General features: G+C 72.2%; 11 protein-coding genes. 4 read left to right on the top strand and 7 right to left on the bottom strand.

Annotated elements, in window-relative coordinates:
* Positions 1-138: 138 nt before the first annotated feature.
* The 3 genes from AB0L21_RS28170 to AB0L21_RS28160 form a co-directional block, all read right to left on the bottom strand.
* Positions 139-930 carry a serine protease gene (locus AB0L21_RS28170; protein WP_365707059.1) on the bottom strand — a complete coding sequence of 264 codons (792 nt, stop codon included), beginning with the start codon at positions 928-930 and terminating at the stop codon, positions 139-141.
* Between the two features lie 211 nt (positions 931-1141).
* Positions 1142-3964 carry an AAA family ATPase gene (locus tag AB0L21_RS28165; protein ID WP_365787190.1) on the bottom strand — a complete coding sequence of 941 codons (2823 nt, stop codon included), beginning with the start codon at positions 3962-3964 and terminating at the stop codon, positions 1142-1144.
* Positions 3965-4326: 362 nt separating this feature from the next.
* On the bottom strand, positions 4327-5157 hold the full coding sequence (locus AB0L21_RS28160) for a helix-turn-helix transcriptional regulator (protein ID WP_365787188.1): 831 nt from the start codon (positions 5155-5157) through the stop codon (positions 4327-4329).
* A gap of 115 nt (positions 5158-5272) precedes the next feature.
* Here AB0L21_RS28160 and AB0L21_RS28155 point away from each other — a divergent pair, with 115 nt between their 5' ends.
* The 3 genes from AB0L21_RS28155 (at position 5273) to AB0L21_RS28145 (ending at position 13054) form a co-directional block, all read left to right on the top strand.
* Complete coding sequence (locus AB0L21_RS28155) at positions 5273-6946, top strand: AMP-binding protein (protein ID WP_365787186.1); 1674 nt, start codon at positions 5273-5275, stop codon at positions 6944-6946.
* Positions 6943-8538: an AMP-binding protein gene (locus AB0L21_RS28150; protein WP_365707067.1), complete on the top strand. Its 1596-nt coding sequence runs from the start codon at positions 6943-6945 to the stop codon at positions 8536-8538. The genes AB0L21_RS28155 and AB0L21_RS28150 overlap by 4 nt, the downstream gene beginning before the upstream one ends.
* A gap of 370 nt (positions 8539-8908) precedes the next feature.
* Positions 8909-13054 (top strand): Ig-like domain repeat protein, encoded by a 4146-nt coding sequence (locus tag AB0L21_RS28145; protein ID WP_365787184.1) that lies wholly within the window; start codon positions 8909-8911, stop codon positions 13052-13054.
* A gap of 215 nt (positions 13055-13269) precedes the next feature.
* On the opposite strand, the gene AB0L21_RS28140 is transcribed toward AB0L21_RS28145, so the two are convergent.
* The gene (locus AB0L21_RS28140) at positions 13270-13938 is read right to left on the bottom strand and encodes a hypothetical protein (protein ID WP_365707071.1); all 669 of its coding nucleotides are present in this window, start codon (positions 13936-13938) and stop codon (positions 13270-13272) included.
* A gap of 242 nt (positions 13939-14180) precedes the next feature.
* On the opposite strand from AB0L21_RS28140, the gene gcl reads away from it, so the two are divergent.
* On the top strand, positions 14181-15968 hold the full coding sequence (gene gcl / locus AB0L21_RS28135; protein WP_365787182.1) for a glyoxylate carboligase: 1788 nt from the start codon (positions 14181-14183) through the stop codon (positions 15966-15968).
* An 82-nt stretch (positions 15969-16050) separates the two neighbouring features.
* Here the strand turns inward: gcl and AB0L21_RS28130 are convergent, their stop codons facing one another.
* From AB0L21_RS28130 to AB0L21_RS28120, 3 genes are all read right to left on the bottom strand, one after another.
* On the bottom strand, positions 16051-16770 hold the full coding sequence (locus AB0L21_RS28130) for a TIGR04222 domain-containing membrane protein (protein WP_365707075.1): 720 nt from the start codon (positions 16768-16770) through the stop codon (positions 16051-16053).
* Between the two features lie 159 nt (positions 16771-16929).
* The gene (locus AB0L21_RS28125) at positions 16930-17154 is read right to left on the bottom strand and encodes a hypothetical protein (RefSeq protein WP_365707077.1); all 225 of its coding nucleotides are present in this window, start codon (positions 17152-17154) and stop codon (positions 16930-16932) included.
* A 413-nt stretch (positions 17155-17567) separates the two neighbouring features.
* Complete coding sequence (locus tag AB0L21_RS28120; protein ID WP_365707079.1) at positions 17568-19031, bottom strand: catalase; 1464 nt, start codon at positions 19029-19031, stop codon at positions 17568-17570.
* Between the last annotated feature and the right edge of the window lie 191 nt (positions 19032-19222).

Here is a 19222-nt window from a genome sequence, read left to right as displayed (position 1 = left end):
GCGGGCTCGGCGGGGGGGGGGGGGGGCGCGCGCCCGGGGGGGGGGGCGGGGCGGGGGGGGGGGGGGGGGGGGGGGCGGCGGCCCCCCCCCCCCCCCCCCCCGGCCGTCACCCGAGCGGTGCTCGGGAAGTCTTCCGGGTCACGAGGCGACCTGCGCGGTCACCAGGTCCGAGAAGGTGGTCAGCCGGGTGTAGACACCCGGGTAACCGGCCTCCGCGCACCCCTCGCCCCAGGAAGTGATCCCTGCCAGGACGCCCCCGATGAGCAGGGGACCGCCGCTGTCGCCCTGGCAGGTGTCGACGCCACCGGACGTGTATCCGGCGCAGACCATGTCGGACTGGACGAAGTCCGAACCGTAGGAGGAGCGGCAGCTGGAGTCGGACACGATCGGGACGGTCGCGGTCCGCAGCTGGTTGGAGGAGCTGCCGTTCTCCGAGGTGGTCCCCCAGCCGAGGATGCGGGCGGTGGTGCCGGCCGCGTACACGCTCGTCTGGGAGGAGGAGACGTACTTCGCGGTGGTGTACGGCATCGACGTCGAGAGGGTCAGTACGGCCACGTCGTCGCCGTTGGTGGCGTCCGTGTAGTCCGGGTTGATCCAGATCTTGCTGACCCGGCTCACCGTGCCGTTGGTGCCGTTGAGGTAGGTCCGGCCGCCGACCACGCGGACGCTGCTCGTGGTCTCGCCGACCATGCAGTGCGCGGCCGTCACCACCTTCTTGGGTGCCACCAGGGTGCCGCCGCAGAACTGGTTCTGGGACGCGTCCGTGATCTGCATCATGAACGGGTACGCGGTCGTCGTGGTGGTCGTACCGCCGACGATGGGCTGAGGCGCGGCGCTCGCCGTGGGGGAGGCGAGCAGCGCGGACGCCGCCGCGGCGGCGGTGGCCACCACGGTCGCGGCGGTCTTTCTTGCACGTGTGAGCCCGAACATGAGTCTCCTCAGTGGGGTTGCACCGGTGGGGGGTTCGCGCGGGTCTGTGTGGGGGGTTTGCATGGGGGTCGCGGGACCGACCCCCATCTGCCCGGGCGAGCGGCACGCCCATTACGCTAGGACCCGGCACCCTCGGCTCCCAATGAGGGAACCCCCTAGGGGGTTGGGTGAGGGAAAACCCTCGGTCCGGCTCAGTTAACAAGAGCACCGCTCAGGGCGCGCGGTGACCTGCCGCCAATCGGACGATGTCCACCCGAGAGCGGATCCCCAGCTTGCGGTAGACCCGCGTCAGGGTGGCCTCCACCGTCTTCACGCTGATGAACAGCCGGGCCGCGATCTCCCGGTTGGTGGCGCCCTCCATGACGAGCGCGGCGACCTGACGCTCCATCGCGGCCAGCCCGTGCAGCGCGTCCAGGGCCTCGGGCGCGGCCGGTTCCGGTTCCGGTTCGGGAGTGGCCAGGGATGCGTCCACCTGACGCAGCCAGGGCAGCGCCCGGCAGCGCCGGAACATCCGGGTGGCCTCGTCGAACACCGCCGGTCCGGGCTGTGGGCTGCCCCGCAGCCGGGCCAGCGCGAACGCGGCCCGCGCCTCCTCCAGGCCGTAACCGAGCTTGCCGAGCCGGTCCTGAGCGGACGTCAGCTGGGCGAGCGCGGCCTCCAGGTCACCGCGGGCCGCGCGCACCAGCGCCTCGGACCGGTCGAGCACGGCGAGGACGCTCTCCCTGCCGAGCCTGAGCGCGTGTTCCCGGCTGACGTCGATGACGTCCTGTGCCTCGGCCACCTCACCGGTCCGCACGAGTGCCTCGGCGAGGTCGCCCTGCCAGCGGCCCCGGGCCGGGTCGGTGATGCCCAGGCCCAGCTCCAGGGTGCGCACCCGGCGCAGCGAGCGCACGGTGCCCGCCGGGTCCCCGGCCACCAGCTGGGCGTATCCGAGGGCGCCCAGCGCGCGGGACAGGTACATCTGGTCGCCGTCCTCCTCGGCGTGGTCCACCGCCTCCCGGGCGAGGGCGAGGGCGCGGTCCACATCGCCGCCGGAGGCCTCGGCGAGCGAGGTGAGCATCGCCGAGGCGGTCTCGCCGATCCCGGAGTCCCGGGCGAGCCGCAGACTGTCGCGGGCCAGTTCGAGGGCGCGCCCGCAGTGCCCGGCGCGCAGCTCGGTCTCGGCGAGGCCGCGCAGGAAGTGCACCTCGCTCTCCACCGAGCCGCGCCGGCGGACCTCGCGCAGCAGCGCGGTGACGGTGGCCCGGGCCTCGGCCAGCTGGTCGCCCATGACCAGCCAGCGGAAACGGGCACTGCCCGCGCCGTTGTGATGCCACGCCACCCGGGGGTCCTGGGGTTCCTTCAGGGCCCGCTTGATGGTGCGGGGCGCCTCCGGATGGCCCATCAGGGTCTCGGTCTGCGCCTGGAAAGCGAGGGAGAGCAGCTCGGTGCGCCGGTCCCTGCCGCGCGCGGCGAGTTCGGCGGCGTGCGCGGCGGCCTCCCGGGCCTCGGTGAAGTCGCCCTCCACGATGAGCGCCCGCCAGGCCAGCTGGTAGTGGACCAGGGCGAGCAGCCGGGGGTCGTCGCCGGCGTCGGCGAGGGCCTGCGGGAAGACGGCGTCGACCTCGGCCATGGTGTGGCCGGCGGTGTCGATGACGATCATCCAGGCCCGCACCCGGTCGGCGGGCACGGTCGCCCGGGCGAGCACCTCCCGAGCGATGTCCCGGGCCAGGTCGACCTCGCCGGCGGTGATCGCGTCCTCGGCGGCCGTCAGCCGGCGCTCCTCCGGGCTGGGGGCGCCGTCGGCCGGGGTGTGCCGGGCGGCGAGCAGCCCCAGCTGGGCGGCGACCGAGGGCGCTCCGCGGTCCCGGGCGAGGGCGGCGGCCTCGGCGAGCCGGGCGGCGACCTCCGGGTCGGTGCCGGTGGTGGCGAGGGCCAGGTGCCGGGCCCGTTCGATCGGGTCGGAGGCGGCGGTGGACAGCGCCGCGTGCGCGGCCCGCCGTTCGTGCGCGGGCGCCTCCGCGTACAGCGCGGCGGAGATCAGCGGGTGCGCGAACCGTACGGCCGGGGCGTCCGGCTCGGTGGCCAGCAGCCCGAGTTCGGCGGCCTGGGCGCACTCGGCCTCGGCGTTCTCCCGGCCGGCCGCGTGCAGCAGGGCGGGGGTGGGGCGGGCGCCGGCGCTGGCCACCAGCAGGGTGCGGCGGGCCTCCACCGAGAGCATGTCCAGCCGGCTGAGCACCAGGGCGCGCAGCGAGGTCGGCACGGGCAGCGGCTCGCCCGGCCGGGGCGGGGTGGGGCTGTCGGCGAGGGCGCGGCCCAGTTCCAGGGCGAAGAACGGGTTGCCGCCGCTGGTGCGGTGGATCTCGCGGACCGTGGAGCGGGACAGGCAGCCGTGGCCGCGGTGGTCGAGCAGCTGGGCGACCTGGGTGCGGGAAAGCGGCCCCAGCCGGACCGTGAGGGTGCCCGGCGGGCAGGCGCGCAGGTGGCGGTCGTACTCCTGGCTCTCCTGGCCCTCCGTGCGGACCGCGCACAGCAGTTGCACCGGGGTGCCTTCCAGGCGCCGGGCGGCGAAGCCGAGGAGTTCGGCGCTGGCCGGGTCCAGCCACTGCAGGTCGTCGGCGACGACCAGGACGGGGCCGTGGGCGGCGAGGGTGCGCAGCGCGGAGAGCACGGCCAGGCGCAGGGCGAGGCCGTCGCGTTGGAGGCTGGACTCGCCGCGGCCGGTGAGCGCCGACTCCAGGGCGGTGCGCTGGGCGGCGGGCAGCCGCGTGGAGACCTCGTCGAGCACCAGGCCGAGGAGGTCGGCGAGGGCGAGGAAGGGGAGGTGGGATTCGGACTCGGTGGCCGAGCAGCGCAACACGGTGCGCGCTGTGGCTCCGTATTCCTCGGCCAATGCCCGCAGGACGGTGGATTTCCCTATTCCGGCGGGGCCGTGGAGCAGCACACTGCCCCCGGAGGCGAGTTGCTCACGGGCGCCGGCGAACAGCTCCTCGCGGCCGATGACCAGGTCGGGGCGGCACCTGGCAGGCTCCTGGAAGTCCCGTCGCACGGTCACCGCTCCCCTCGTGTGTCGTGTCCGGACCAAATTCTAGGCAACGATCCTGGAAATTCGGACGGAAGCCCTGGTGAGGGAAATAACAAACGGTCAAGCAGAGGGAAATGCAAAGTGACGCCGGATGAATGGTCAGGTTTCCTAACCGACAGGTTTCATGACCGTCAGGTTTCCTGGCCGGCTTCGGGCTAGGCCCTGTCGTCAAACTCCCGTCTGCCGCGCGACGCCATGCACGCACTCTCGCCGCACCGGGCCCCGACCCAAGTACATCCAGTACGAGGGCCCGGGCCCGGCACGCCGAGAGCACGCACCTGACGCCGCGCGGCCCGCCCTCCGGGCGGACGTCGGGAGTTTGACGACAGGACCTAGGGCAGCAGCCCCGCCCTGCGCGCCGCGGTCACCGCCTCCCCTCGTGTGTGCGCGCCCAGCTTCCGCATCGCCGAACGCAGATATCCCTTGACCGTCTCCGGGCCGATGCCCAGCCGCTCGGCCACCGCCGCGTTGGTGGCCCCCGCCGCCACCCAGGACAGCACGTCCACCTCGCGTGGCGCCAGGGTCACGGCACCGGCTCGCGGCGGCACGGTCAGCAACCCGCACGCGGCCAGCAGTTCGGCCCGCAGCTCCCGGTCGGCGATCCGGGGGGCCAGCGCCCGCAGCGCCGCATGCGCCTCGCGCACCTGTTCCCACCCGGCACCGTCGCCGGTGCCGGTCCGCTCGGGCCGGGCCGCCGCCAGCAGCTCCCGCGCCTCGTCCCGCACCACCAGCGTCTGCTCCACGTCCCGCGCCACCGCCACCGCCGCGCCCAGCGTGCGGTCACCGAGCGGCCGGGCCGAACGCAGCGCGCCGTACAGCACCCCGCGCACCCGGCGCCGCACCACCACCGGCACGGCGAGCACCGCGCGGATGCCCTCGGCGGCCACCGGTACGTCGTACTCGTGGCTGATCCGGCGGGAGCGGGAGTAGTCGGTCACCGCGCACGGCCGGGCCAGCGCCACCGCCTTGCCGCCGAGCCCGCTGCCGGAGGTCACCGCGAGCGAGCGCAGCGCGGCCGTGGTCGTGCCGCTCAGCTCACTGATCCGGATCTGCGGCCGGCCGGACTCCACCAGGCCGCCGAAGGCCACGGGGAGTCCCGTCGCCCGCCGCAGCCGGGCCAGCGCGCCACTGATCTCCACCGTCCCCACCGCGTCTGCCGTCACCCGTTCGCCCTTTCGGCCGCCCACACCCCCGTTCGGGGGTAGTGAGACCCGCATCACGGATTAGACGATGCCACAGAGCCGCCCGGCAATGGTCCGGAGCATAGGAGGACAACCGATGACGACGGCGACGGAGATGTTCCGCAGGGCACGGGACTTCCTGCTGGAACACCGCGAGGACTACGCCACCGCCTACGAGGGCTTCCGCTGGCCCCGGCCCGAGCACTTCAACTGGGCGCTGGACTGGTTCGACGAGATCGCCGACGGCAACGACCGCACCGCGCTGCACATCGTCGAGGAGGACGGCACCGAGACCCGGCTCTCCTTCGCGGAACTGTCCGCACGGTCGAACCGGGTGGCCCGGTGGCTGCGCGAGCGCGGGGTCGCCGCCGAGGACCGCATCCTCGTCATGCTCGGCAACCAGGCCGAACTGTGGGAGACCGCGCTGGCCGCCATGAAGCTGCGCGCGGTCGTCATCCCGGCCACCCCGCTGCTCGGCCCGGCCGACCTCGCCGACCGGGTGGAGCGGGGCCGGGTGAAACACGCCGTCGTCCGGGCGGAGGACACCGCCAAGTTCGCCGACGTGCCCGGCGCCTACACCCGGATCTGCGTCGGCGGCCTGCCGCAGGAGGGCTGGGAGCCGTACGAGGACGCCTACGCGGCCCCCGCCGACTTCGTCCCGGACGGCCCGACGCTGGCCGACGACCCGCTGATGCTCTACTTCACCTCCGGGACGACCGCCCGCCCCAAGCTGGTCGAGCACACCCACACCTCGTACCCGGTCGGGCACCTGGCCACCATGTACTGGATCGGCCTCAAGCCCGGTGACGTCCACCTGAACATCTCCTCGCCCGGCTGGGCCAAGCACGCCTGGTCCAACCTGTTCGCGCCGTGGAACGCGGAGGCGACCGTCTTCATCTTCAACTACAGCCGCTTCGACGCCGCCCGGCTGATGGCGGAGATGGACCGCGCCGGCGTCACCACCTTCTGCGCCCCGCCGACCGTGTGGCGGATGCTCATCCAGGCCGACCTGGGCCGGCTGGCCACCCCGCCCCGCGAGGCGGTGGCCGCCGGTGAGCCGCTCAACCCCGAGGTCGTCGAGCAGGTCCGGCGCGCCTGGGGGGTGACCGTCCGGGACGGCTTCGGGCAGACCGAGACGGCCGTGCAGGTCTCCAACAGCCCCGGCCAGCCGCTGAAGACCGGCTCCATGGGCCGTCCCAGCCCCGGCTTCCGGGTGGAACTCCTCGACCCGGTCTCCGGCGCGCCCGGCGCGAGCGAGGGCGAGATCGCGCTCGACCTCGCCGAACGCCCGGTCGGCCTGATGACCGGCTACCACGGCGACCCGGACCGCACGGCGGAGGCCATGGCGGGCGGCTACTACCGCACCGGGGACATCGCCACCAGGGACGAGGAGGGCTACCTCACCTACATCGGGCGCAGCGACGACGTGTTCAAGGCCTCCGACTACAAGGTGAGTCCGTTCGAGCTGGAGAGCGCGCTGCTGGAGCACGAGGCGGTGGCCGAGGCGGCCGTCGTCCCCGCCCCGGACGAGCTGCGGCTCGCCGTGCCCAAGGCGTACGTCGTCCTCGCCGAGGGCTGGGAGCCCGGCCCGGACACCGCGAAGGTCATCTTCGAGCACTCCCGTGACGTGCTCGCGCCGTACAAGCGCATCCGCCGGCTGGAGTTCGGCGCGCTGCCCAAGACCGTGTCCGGCAAGATCCGCCGGATCGAGCTGCGCGAGGCCACGGCGGCCGGCTCGGAGAACGAGTACCGCGAGGAGGACTTCCGGTGACCGCGCAGCTGTCGTACACGCACGGGACGAGCCCCACCGTCCTGCTCGGCGACACCATCGGCGCCAACCTGGACCGGGCCGTGGCGACCTGGCCGGACCGCGAGGCCCTGGTCGACGTGCCGTCGGGGCGGCGCTGGACCTACGCCGAATTCGGCGCGGCCGTCGAGGAGCTGGCGCAGGCCCTGGTGGCCGGTGGGATCGCCAAGGGCGACCGGGTGGGCATCTGGGCGGTCAACTGCCCGGAATGGGTGCTGGTGCAGTACGCCACCGCCCGCATCGGCGCGATCATGGTCAATATCAACCCGGCCTACCGCACCCACGAGGTCGAGTACGTCCTCAGGCAGTCGGGCGTCTCGCTGCTGGTGGCCTCCCTGCGCCACAAGACGAGCGACTACCGGGCGATGGCCGAGCACGTGCGGGGCAACTGCCCCGAGTTGCGCGAGGTCGTGTACATCGGCGACCCCAGCTGGGACGAACTGCTGCGGCGGGCGACGCCCGACGTGCCGTACGAGGACCTGTCCTGCGACGACCCCATCAACATCCAGTACACCTCGGGCACGACCGGCTTCCCGAAGGGCGCCACCCTCTCCCACCACAACATCCTCAACAACGGCTACTTCGTGGGGGAGTTGATCGCCTACAGCGAGCAGGACCGCATCTGCGTCCCGGTGCCCTTCTACCACTGTTTCGGCATGGTGATGGGCAACCTGGCGGCCACCTCGCACGGCGCCTGCATGGTGATACCGGCGCCGTCCTTCGACCCGGCGGCCACGCTGGAGGCGGTGCAGCGGGAACGGTGCACGTCGCTGTACGGCGTCCCGACCATGTTCATCGCGGAGCTGAACCTCCCCGACTTCGCCTCCTACGACCTCTCCACCCTGCGCACCGGCATCATGGCGGGCTCCCCGTGCCCCGTGGAAGTGATGAAGCGGGTGGTGGCCGAGATGCACATGGAGCAGGTCTCCATCTGCTACGGCATGACGGAGACGTCCCCGGTGTCGCTGCAGACGCGGATCGAGGACGACCTGGAGCACCGCACCGCCACCGTCGGCCGGGTCCTGCCCCACCTGGAGGTCAAGGTCGTCGACCCGGCCACCGGAGTGACCCGACCGCGCGGCACGGCGGGCGAGTTGTGCACGCGTGGCTACAGCGTGATGCTCGGCTACTGGAACGAGCCGGAGAGGACGGCCGAGGCCATCGACGCGGGCCGCTGGATGCACACCGGGGACCTCGCGGTGATGCGCGAGGACGGGTACGTCGAGATCGTCGGCCGGATCAAGGACATGATCATCCGGGGCGGCGAGAACATCTACCCGCGCGAGATCGAGGAGTTCCTCTACACCCACCCCAAGATCCGGGACGTCCAGGTGGTGGGCGTGCCGCACGAGCGGTACGGCGAGGAGGTGCTCGCCTGCGTGATCCCGCGCGATCCGGCGGACCCGCTGACACTGGAGGAACTGCGGGCGTACTGCGAGGGGCGGCTGGCGCACTACAAGATCCCGAGCCGGCTGCGGATCCTCGACGCTTTCCCGATGACCGTGTCCGGGAAGGTGCGGAAGGTGGAACTGCGGGAGCAGTACGCGGCGGACTGAGCATCGGGGGATACTCGTTTTCGGCGGCCCGGCCGGGAGTACCCGGCCGGGCCCAGCAGCTCCCGGACCGGCGCGTTGTTCCCCTGTGTGTCACCGCCCAGCGCACAGTGATCCCTGCGCGCCGATGCCGTAGGCGGTCTCCGCGCCGTTCGCGCGGCTTGCGCGCTCGGCCGTTCGGGGGATTTGGGCGTCGTGGTTCTGGCGTGGCGGAACCGGTCGTGCGCGTACTGGTGGTACCGACCGAGGCCGCCCATCTCTCCGTCGGAAACGGCCTTCTGTGGTGCTCAGCACCCGTCATCGCCAGTCGCGGTTCCCCGGCGGGGGACGACAGGGGGCACCGACCACCCCACATCCTTCGGAGGACGGACTCATGCCTGCCACCGTAACCTTAGCGACCTCCTCGCCGAATCCATCGGTCGCCGGTCAGCCGGTCACGCTGACCGCGACCGTCATCCCGCTCGGGCCGGGAACTCCGACGGGGACGGTCACCTTCGTCGTCAGCGGCGGGCCGACCGTGACGGCGCCCGTCGTAGGCGGTACCGCCACAGCGACGGTCAGCAACCTGTCCGTCGGAAACCACCCGGTCACCGCCATCTACAGCGGTGACTCCACCTTCACCGGTTCGACGGGCTTCACGACCCAGGCGGTCGTCAAGGCGTCCACCCGTACGACGGTGACCTCCTCGCCGGACCCGTCGAACTTCGGGCAGACGGTGACCATCACGGCGACGGTGGCGCCCGTCCCGCCGGGGGCCGGCACACCGACGGGCACCGTCACCTTCGTCATCAGCGGGGGGCCGACGCTGACGGCACCGCTGGTAGGGGGAACGGCGACGGTCACGACGAACACGATGAGCGTCGGCCCGCACACGATCACCGCGATCTACAGCGGGGACGCCAACAACCTGCCGTCGGCGGGGACGGACACGCACACGGTACAGAACCGGGGCGCCACCACGACGACGGTGACCTCGTCGCCGGACCCGTCGGTGGTGGGCCAGTCGGTGACGTTCACCGCGACGGTGGCGCCGGTGGCTCCGGCCTCGGGGACACCGACGGGGACGGTCACGTTCACCTTCGGAGACGGCTCGCCCGCGGTGACGGCTCCCCTGGTGGGCGGTGTGGCGACGGTCAACCACACCTACACCAGCACCTCCGGCAGCCCGTACACGGTCACCGCGACCTACAGCGGCAACCTCAACTTCGCCGGCTCCACGGGCACGGACACCCAGACCGTGCTGCCGGCGGTGACGACCACGACCGTGACGTCTTCGCCTGATCCTTCGGTGGTGGGTCAGCCGGTGACGTTCACCGCCACGGTCACGCCCGTCGCACCAGGGGCCGGGACGCCTACGGGGACGGTCACGTTCACCTTCGGAGACGGGTCGGCACCGGTGACGGTGCCGGTGGCCGGCGGTGTCGCGACGACCACGCACGCCTACGCCACCACCACGGGCAGCCCGTTCACCGTCACCGCCACCTATGGCGGCGACGGCAACTTCGCAGGCTCCACCGGTTCCGACACGCAGACGGTGAATCAGGCGGGAACCAGCACGACGGTGACGTCTTCGCCTGATCCTTCGGTGGTGGGTCAGCCGGTGACGTTCACCGCGACGGTGGCGCCGGTGGCGCCGGGTGCGGGGACGCCGTCGGGGTCGGTCACCTTCAGCTTCGGTGACGGTTCGCCGTCCCAGACGGTGACCCTGGTGGGCGGGGCGGCGACGGTGACGCACACCTACACGTCCGCGACCGGCAGCCCGTACACCGTCACGGCCACCTATGGCGGCAACGCGAGCTTCGCCGGCTCCACCGGTTCCGACACGCAGACGGTGAACCGGGCGGCGACGACCACGACGGTGACGTCTTCGCCGGATCCGTCGGTGGTGGGTCAGCCGGTGACGTTCACCGCGACGGTGGCGCCGGTGGCGCCGGGTGCGGGGACGCCGTCGGGGTCGGTCACCTTCAGCTTCGGTGACGGTTCGCCGTCCCAGACGGTGACCCTGGTGGGCGGCACGGCGACGGTCAACCACACCTACACCAGCACCTCCGGCAGCCCGTTCCCGGTCACCGCCACCTACGGCGGCAACGGCAACTTCACCGCTTCCGTGGGCTCCGACACGCAGACGGTGAACCAGGCGGCGACCAGCACCACGGTGACGTCTTCGCCGGATCCTTCGGTGGTGGGCCAGCCGGTGACGTTCACCGCGACGGTGGCGCCGGTGGCGCCGGGTGCGGGGACGCCCACGGGGTCGGTCACCCTCAGCTTCGGTGACGGTTCGCCGTCCCAGACGGTGACCCTGATGGGCGGCGCGGCGACGGTGACGCACACCTACACGTCCGCGACCGGCAGCCCGTACACCGTCACGGCCACCTATGGCGGCAACGCGAGCTTCGCCGGCTCCACCGGTTCCGACACGCAGACGGTGAACCAGGCGGGAACCAGCACGACGGTGACGTCTTCGCCGGATCCGTCGGTGGTGGGCCAGCCGGTGACGTTCACCGCCACGGTGGCTCCTGTCGCTCCCGGGGCCGGGTCTCCGACGGGGACGGTCACGTTCGACTTCGGTGACGGCAGTGCGACGGTGACCGTGCCGGTGGTCGGCGGCACCGCGACGGCCAACCACTCCTACACGTCCACGACCGGCAGCCCGTTCACCGTGACGGCCACCTATGGCGGCGACGGCGACTTCACCTCCTCCACCGGTTCCGACACGCAGACGGTGAACCAGGCGGCGACCAGCACGACCGTGACGTCTTCGCCGGACCCGTCGGTGGTAGGTCAATCGGTTGCGTTCACTGCCACGGTGGCTCCTGTCGCTCCCGGGGCTGGTTCTCCGACGGGGTCGGTCACGTTCGACTTCGGTGACGGCAGCGCGACGGTGACGGTGCCCGTGGTCGGCGGTACCGCGACGGCCAACCACTCCTACACGTCCACGACCGGCAGTCCGTTCGCCGTGACCGCCACCTATGGCGGCGACGCGAGCTTCGCCGCGTCGTCGGGCACGGACACGCAGACGGTGAACCAGGCGGCGACCAGCACGGCGGTGGCGTCTTCGCCGGATCCTTCGGTGGTGGGTCAGCCGGTGACGTTCACCGCGACGGTGGCGCCGGTGGCGCCGGGTGCGGGGACGCCGTCGGGGTCGGTCACGTTCGACTTCGGTGACGGGTCGGCGATCCAGAGCGGCACACTGGTGGGCGGCACGGCGACGGTGACGCACACCTACACCACCACCACGGGCAGCCCGTTCCCGGTCACCGCCACCTACGGCGGCGACGGCAACTTCACCTCCTCCGCGGGCTCCGACACGCAGACGGTGAACCAGGCGGCGACCAGCACGATCGTGACGTCTTCGCCGGACCCGTCGGTGGTGGGTGAGCCGGTGACGTTCACCGTCACGGTGGCGCCGGTGGCGCCGGGTGCCGGGACACCCACGGGGGCGGTCACCGTCGACTTCGGTGACGGTTCGCCGTCCCAGACGGTGACCGTGGTGGGCGGTACGGCGACGGTGACGCACACCTACACTTCCGCGACCGGAAGCCCGTTCACCGTCACCGCCGCCTACGGCGGCGACGCGAGCTTCGCCGGCTCCACCGGTTCCGACACCCAGACGGTGAACCAGGCCGCTACGACGACGACGGTGACGGACGCGCCGGATCCGTCGGTCGTGGGTCAGCCGGTGACGTTCACCGCCACGGTGGCTCCTGTCGGTCCGGGGGCCGGATCTCCCACGGGGGCGGTCACGTTCGACTTCGGTGACGGTTCGCCGTCCCAGACGGTGACCCTGGTGGGCGGCACGGCGACAGCGACGTACTCGTACACCAGCACCTCCGGCAGCCCGTTCACGGTCACCGCGACCTACGGTGGTGACAGTGACTTCACCTCGTCCGTCGGTACGGGCACCCACACCGTCAGCCCCGCGGCGACGACCACGGCGCTGACGGACGCGCCGGACCCGTCGGTGGTGGGTGAGCCGGTGACCTTTACCGCGACCGTCGCGCCCGTGGCTCCGGGCACGGGGGCTCCGACGGGGTCGGTGGTCTTCGACTTCGGTGACGGCAACGTCTCGGCACCGGTGGCCCTGGTCGGTGGTGTCGCCACCACCGCGCACGCCTACGCGACGACTTCGGGGTCCCCGTTCACCGTCACCGCTACGTATGGCGGTGACGGCGACTACACCACATCCACGGCCACGGGCAGCCACACCGTCGACGCGGCGGCGACGACCGCGGCGCTGACGGATACGCCGGATCCGTCGGTGGTGGGTGAGCCGGTCACGTTCACCGCCACGGTCCTGCCCGTCGCTCCCGGGGCCGGGACCCCGACAGGGACGGTCACGTTCGACTTCGGCGACGGGTCGCCGACCGACACCCAAACCCTCACCGGAGGGACCGTGACGACCACGCACACCTACACGGACGCGGCGGGGAGCCCGTACACCGTCACCGCGACCTACGGCGGGGACACGGACTTCGCCGGGGCCACCACGACGGACACGCACGTGGTGACGGGCGCCTAGCAGTCTCCGGCCACAGCGGCCGACGTGACCCTCGGCGGGGAGTGACGCTCGACCGGGAGGACCGGTCGGGCGTCGACCCGCGGGGCCGGATGACGGGCGGCAAAGTGCGACAGGAGAGGCCCTCGGGCCCGTGAGCGAGATGTCTCGGATCTCGACTCGCCGGCCCGGGGGCCTCGTTGTGTCCGGGTGCGGGTGGCCGGGGTGGCGCATGGTGGTCAGCGCCTCGTGGCGTGCACCTCTTCGGCGGGGCCGTTCACCGGCCGGGTGACGCCCGAGGGGCCGAGGACGAACAGGGGGATGCCGAGGGCGTCGGCGCGTGCGCGGGCGTCGTCCGCGTACCCGGCGAGGGAGAAGTAGACGCAGTTCACGGACTCCGTCATGGCGGTCAGCCACAGACATTCCACGTCCCGCACCGTGGCCCGGCGCGCCGCTGGATCCACCTGGGCGAGCAGCCCGCGCGCGGCAAGCCCCACCCCGGACAGCGGCCGCTGGCCGGCGCGGCGAATCCCCTCATGACCGAGCCGCCGCAGATACACCACCGCGGCGGCGACGGCATCACGGGCTGTGCGGATGACGAGGGGCTCGGGGGCGGGGCGCACGGCGGAGCCGGCGGCGTCTTGCTCCGCCCGCGCCACCGGTATGCGCAGCAGTGTCCCGCACGGGCATCCCAGCTCCGGGCGGGGCCACTGGGCCGGGCGTTCGCAGGAGCCGCAGCGGACGGTGATCCAGTCCTCGTCCCAGACGCGGTGGACGACGGCGGCCGGTGCGGACCGGCGGTCCAGCGCCGGGGCGACCTGTGCGCCGCACACACAGGGATAGGCCGGCGCGGTGTACGTGTGTTCGCGCCGGCAGGCGGGGCAGCGCACCGGAACGCTCTCGGGCATGGCCCACTCCAAGGCATCGCGTCGAGGCCGGGATCCCATCGTGCTCCATCCGCCGCCCGTCTGTCCGTCGCTTGGGACACCGGCCGTCTCCTGGTTGCCGTCTCTTGACGCCCTCTCGCCCACCCACCTACATTGCTTCCAGATAGTAGAAACTACTTTCCACTATACGGAATAGCGCAGCCGTAGGGCGCGACGGGAGTGCGCATCCGACAGTCGCAGTCAGCCGAAAGCAGGAGTACCCGATGGCTCGAATGACCGCTGCCCGCGCGGCAGTTGAGATCCTCAAGCGCGAGGGCGTCACCGACGCCTTCGGTGTGCCGGGCGCGGCGATCAACCCGTTCTACAAGGCCCTCAAGGAGGGCGGCGGCATCAGCCACACCCTCGCCCGCCATGTGGAGGGTGCCTCGCACATGGCCGAGGGCTACACCCGGACGAAGCCGGGGAACATCGGCGTCTGCGTCGGCACCTCCGGACCGGCCGGCACCGACATGATCACCGGCCTGTACTCCGCCATCGGCGACTCCATCCCGATCCTGTGCATCACGGGGCAGGCGCCCACCCACGTGATCCACAAGGAGGACTTCCAGGCCGTCGACATCGCCTCGATCGCCAAGCCGGTCACGAAAATGGCGGTCACCGTCCTGGAGGCCGCGCAGGTTCCCGGCGTCTTCCAGCAGGCCTTCCACCTGATGCGCTCCGGCCGGCCCGGCCCGGTCCTGATCGACCTGCCGATCGACGTCCAGCTCACCGAGATCGAGTTCGACCCGGAGACGTACGAGCCGCTGCCGGTCTACAAGCCCACCGCCACCCGCGCCCAGATCGAGAAGGCCATCACCTTTCTTCTGGAGTCGCAGCGCCCGGTCATCGTCGCCGGCGGCGGCATCATCGGCGCCGACGCATCCGACCTGCTGGTGGAGTTCGCCGAGCTGACCCGGACCCCGGTCGTGCCGACCCTGATGGGCTGGGGCGCGCTGCCCGACGACCACGAGCTGAACGCCGGCATGGTCGGCGTGCAGACCTCCCACCGCTACGGAAACGCCACCTTCCTGGAGTCGGACTTCGTCCTCGGCATCGGCAACCGCTGGGCGAACCGCCACACCGGCTACAAGCTGGACGTCTACCGCGGTGACCGCACGTTCGTCCACGTCGACATCGAGCCCACCCAGATCGGCAAGATCTTCCCGCCGGACTACGGGGTCGTCTCCGACGCCAGGGCCGCGCTGGAGCTGTTCGTCCAGGTCGCCAAGGAGCTGAAGGCCGAGGGCGGGCTGCCCGACCGCGGCGACTGGGTCGCCTCCGCCCAGGAGCGCAAGGCCACGCTGCTGCGCCGTACCCACTTCGACGACGTGCCGATGAAGCCGCAGCGCGTGTACGAGGAGATGAACAAGGCCTTCGGCCCGGACACCCGGTACGTCACCACGATCGGCCTGTCCCAGATCGCCGGCGCGCAGATGCTGCACGTCTACAAGCCGCGCCACTGGATCAACTGCGGCCAGGCAGGCCCGCTCGGCTGGACCATCCCGGCCGCGATCGGCGTCGCCAAGGCCGACCCGGACTCCCCGGTCGTCGCGCTCTCCGGCGACTACGACTTCCAGTTCCTCGTCGAGGAGCTGGCCGTCGCCGCCCAGCACCGGATCCCGTACGTCCACGTGCTGGTGAACAACGCCTACCTGGGCCTGATCCGGCAGGCGCAGATCGGCCTGGACATCGACTTCCAGGTCAACCTGGAGTTCGAGAACATCAACGCGCCCGAGATCGGGGTCTACGGCGTCGACCACGTCAAGGTCGCCGAGGGGCTGGGCTGCAAGGCCATCAGGGTCACCGAGCCGGACCAGCTGGGCGCCGCCTTCGAGGAGGCGAAGAAGCTGGCCGCCGAGTACCGGGTGCCGGTCGTCGTCGAGGCGATCCTGGAGCGGATCACCAACATCTCGATGAGCCGCACCATGGACATCAGCGACATCACCGAGTTCGAGGACCTGGCCACCGAGCCGGGCCACGCGCCGACGTCGATCAGGCCGCTGAAGGTCTGACGCGTCCGGCACACGAGGGGCGGCCCGCCTGGGGAGACGGGCCGCCCCTTCGCCGTGCCGTTCCGCCGGCCCCGCGGGGCCCTCAGTCGAACCCGCCGCCGCCCCCGCCCCCGAAGTCGTGTCCGCCGTGACCGTGGCCGCCGTGGTCGTACCCGCCGTGTGCGCCGCCGCCCCGGTCGTCCCCGCCCCAGCCGCCGAGGCCGTGGTCCGCACTGTCGTACGGGTCCCCGCCACTGATGAGGTGGCGCAGGCTGTTCCCCCGGCCGAACGGGAAGCGGCCCTCGTCGGCGAGCGCGCCCCGGCCGGTGAGCCCGGCCTCGCGTGCGAAGTGCGGCACGAGCACGGTCAGGGCCCGCTCGCCGTACAGCGCGACGGCGAGCAGCGCCTCCTCCTCCGGCAGGCCGTCCGGGCTCTCGGGCAGCGGGCGGCGCTCGCGCAGCTCCGCCAGCAGCCGGCGGGTGGCGCGGGTACGGCGGGGCGGCAGCTCCCGCAGCAGTCCGTCCGCCGCGAGTTCGGCCCGCATGCGGGCCAGGGCCCGCCGCACCACCGCCCGGCCGGGCAGCTCCCGTGGTCCGGCGGGCCGGTAGAGGCCGGTACGGACGGCCTTCTCCAGCGGATGCCGCACGGGCTCGGCACGGCCCGTCCGGGTCCTGCGCAGCGTGCCCGGCCGGCCCGCCTCGACCGCGCCTCGCAGGTGCAGGCCGAGGACGGCGACCGTGACGGCGGCGCGGTCGCCCCCGCTCAGCAGCGCGACCGCGTACGGGTCCGGCGCAGCCGGCGCAATCGATGGCGTACGACCCATGAGACACCCCCGGACGGGGCCCGCCGCCCCCGTGCCGGCGGGCCCCGCGTGCCCTTGATGTGCCCTGGCCGAGGGGTGGTTGAAGCCTCCGCCGCGGTCTTCAGAGGTTGATTTGAGGGTTGCGCACCCGGTCTACGACCGCTGCCGTACGCGCCGCCGTCACAGCTCGTGCTCCGACAGCCCGGGCCAGTCGTCCGGGCCGCCGCCCTGCCATTCGATCAGATCGCTCTGCTCCACCTCGATCCGGTCCAGGTCGGCCAGGCGCAGAATCTCCACGACATCGTCCAGATGCGAGGCGATCCCCAGCACCACGTCCCCCTCGGTGACCCGCCGGGAGCCGTCCAGCGCCGGGGGATGAACCACGATGTGCGGGTAATGAGTCATGCCTTCAGCGTGCGGCGCGGGGGATGGATCTGCACGCCGGACCGGTGCCCCGGTAACGGCGAACGCTCCCTCGCCGGGGAGTGACCCGGTGCAGGGAGCGTTGGTTGCCGTCCGGCGGCGCGAGGCTGGGCGCGACAGGTCGTTCGCGCCGCCGGACGGGGCGGGTTGGCCCCAGGGGCGGGGCTGGGTGGGACCGCGGTGGCGGCGACGGAGCCGGGTGCCCTTCCCTCTGGTCGAGAAGGGGCCCGGTCCTTGACCACCGCACTGGCTCGCGCACCGCCGCGGTCCTCGCCCTGCCCGCGCTCTCCGCCCGGCGGCCACCCCTCATCCGGGCCGCCGTGCGTGCCGCGCGGGCCGCGTGCGGGAACCATGACTTCCGGTCAGATCCCGTACGCTGCTCGGGTTCCCGGTGCTCAGTCCTCGCGCAGGGCGCGGACCGCCTCCTCCACGCGCTTGCCGTACTCGGGGTCGGCGGCGTGGAAGTGGGCCAGGTTCTTCTCGATCACGTCGTCGCGGGAGACCTGCGAGAGGCCGCCGGCGATGTTCGCGATCAGGCGGGACTTCTCCTCCTCGGACAGCAGGCGGTACAGCTCGCCCGCCTGGAAGAAGTCGTCGTCCTTGGTGTGCGGGGGCGCCTCGTGGGTGCCCGTGTGGCCGTGGACGGCCAGCGGGGCCGACAGCGGGCGGCCGGTCTCCACCGGGCCGTCGTAGGAGTTCGGCTCGTAGTTCTTGGCGTGGCGGCCCTGCGCGTTGAGCGCCATCGAGCCGTCGCGGCCGTAGTTCCAAGCGCCGCCCGGGACCGCCTTGGGGGCGTTCACGGGGAGCTGGGTGTGGTTGACGCCGAGGCGGTAGCGGTGGGCGTCGGCGTAGGCGAACAGCCGGCCCTGGAGCATCTTGTCCGGGGACGGGCCGATGCCGGGCACGAAGTTGTTCGGGGAGAACGCGGCCTGCTCGACCTCGGCGAACACGTTGTCCGGGTTGCGGTCCAGGACCAGGCGGCCCACGCGCCGCAGCGGGTAGTCCTCGTGCGGCCAGACCTTGGTCAGGTCGAACGGGTTGAAGCGGTAGTCGGCCGCCTCGGCCGCCGGCATGATCTGGACGTACAGCGTCCAGGACGGGTGCACACCCCGCTCGATCGCCTGGAGCAGGTCGGTCTGGTGGGAGTTGGGGTCCTTGCCCGCCAGCTCCTGCGCCTGCTCGGTGGACAGGCAGCGGATGCCCTGGTTCGTCTTGAAGTGGTACTTGACGAAGAAGGCCTCGCCGTCCGCGTTCGTCCACTGGTAGGTGTGCGAGCCGTAGCCGTTCATGTGCCGGTACGACGCCGGGATGCCGCGGTCGCCCATCAGCCAGGTCACCTGGTGCGTGGCCTCGGGGGAGTGCGCCCAGAAGTCCCAGACGTTGTCCGGCTCCTGCCTGCCGGTGAACGGGTCCCGCTTCTGCGAGTGGATGAAGTCCGGGAACTTGATCGGGTCCTTGATGAAGAACACCGGGGTGTTGTTGCCGACGAGGTCGTAGTTGCCCTCCTCGGTGTAGAACTTCACCGCGAAACCGCGCGGGTCACGGACGGCGTCGGCGCCGCCGAGCGAGTCGGCCACGGTCGAGAAGCGCACGAACACCTCGGTGCGCTTGCCGATCTCGCTCAGGAAGGCGGCGTGGGTGTGGCCGGTGACGTCGTCCGTCACCTCGAAGTGGCCGTACGCGCCGGAGCCACGGGCGTGCACCACGCGCTCCGGGATCCGCTCGCGGTTGAAGCGCGCGAGCTTCTCCAGGAGGTGCTGGTCCTGGATCAGGAGCGGGCCGCCGACGCCGGCGGAGGCGGAGTTCTGGTTGTCGGCGACCGGGGCGCCGGACTCGGTGGTGAGCACGCGCTGCGACATCGTGGACCTTCCGTGCGGGTGTCAGCGGAAACCTGTTTCCGCTTTGTGGAGCCTAGAAGTGGGGCGATCTGGGCGTCAACAGTTTGTTGAACTGAATCGGTGCCGTGGTGAGGGTGATTCCGGGCCGCGGCGCCGCCTGGGCGCGACAGGACAGGTGTCAGCGGCGCCGCGGCCCGGAAGTCCGGGAGGGG

The sequence above is a fragment of the Streptomyces sp. NPDC052721 genome (genome assembly GCF_040678315.1).
Lineage (GTDB): Bacteria > Actinomycetota > Actinomycetes > Streptomycetales > Streptomycetaceae > Streptomyces.
The sequence above is the reverse complement of the archived record's forward strand: the minus strand, read 5'-3'. Positions and strand labels throughout refer to the sequence as shown.

Coding starts and splice junctions, on each gene's coding strand:
- AB0L21_RS28120 (WP_365707079.1), bottom strand. CDS start 19,031: ATGTCGCAGCGCGTGCTCACCACCGAGTCCGGCGCCCCGGTCGCCGAC.
- AB0L21_RS28140 (WP_365707071.1), bottom strand. CDS start 13,938: ATGCCCGAGAGCGTTCCGGTGCGCTGCCCCGCCTGCCGGCGCGAACAC.
- AB0L21_RS28155 (WP_365787186.1), top strand. CDS start 5,273: ATGACGACGGCGACGGAGATGTTCCGCAGGGCACGGGACTTCCTGCTG.
- AB0L21_RS28145 (WP_365787184.1), top strand. CDS start 8,909: ATGCCTGCCACCGTAACCTTAGCGACCTCCTCGCCGAATCCATCGGTC.
- AB0L21_RS28170 (WP_365707059.1), bottom strand. CDS start 930: ATGTTCGGGCTCACACGTGCAAGAAAGACCGCCGCGACCGTGGTGGCC.
- AB0L21_RS28130 (WP_365707075.1), bottom strand. CDS start 16,770: ATGGGTCGTACGCCATCGATTGCGCCGGCTGCGCCGGACCCGTACGCG.
- AB0L21_RS28125 (WP_365707077.1), bottom strand. CDS start 17,154: ATGACTCATTACCCGCACATCGTGGTTCATCCCCCGGCGCTGGACGGC.
- gcl (WP_365787182.1), top strand. CDS start 14,181: ATGGCTCGAATGACCGCTGCCCGCGCGGCAGTTGAGATCCTCAAGCGC.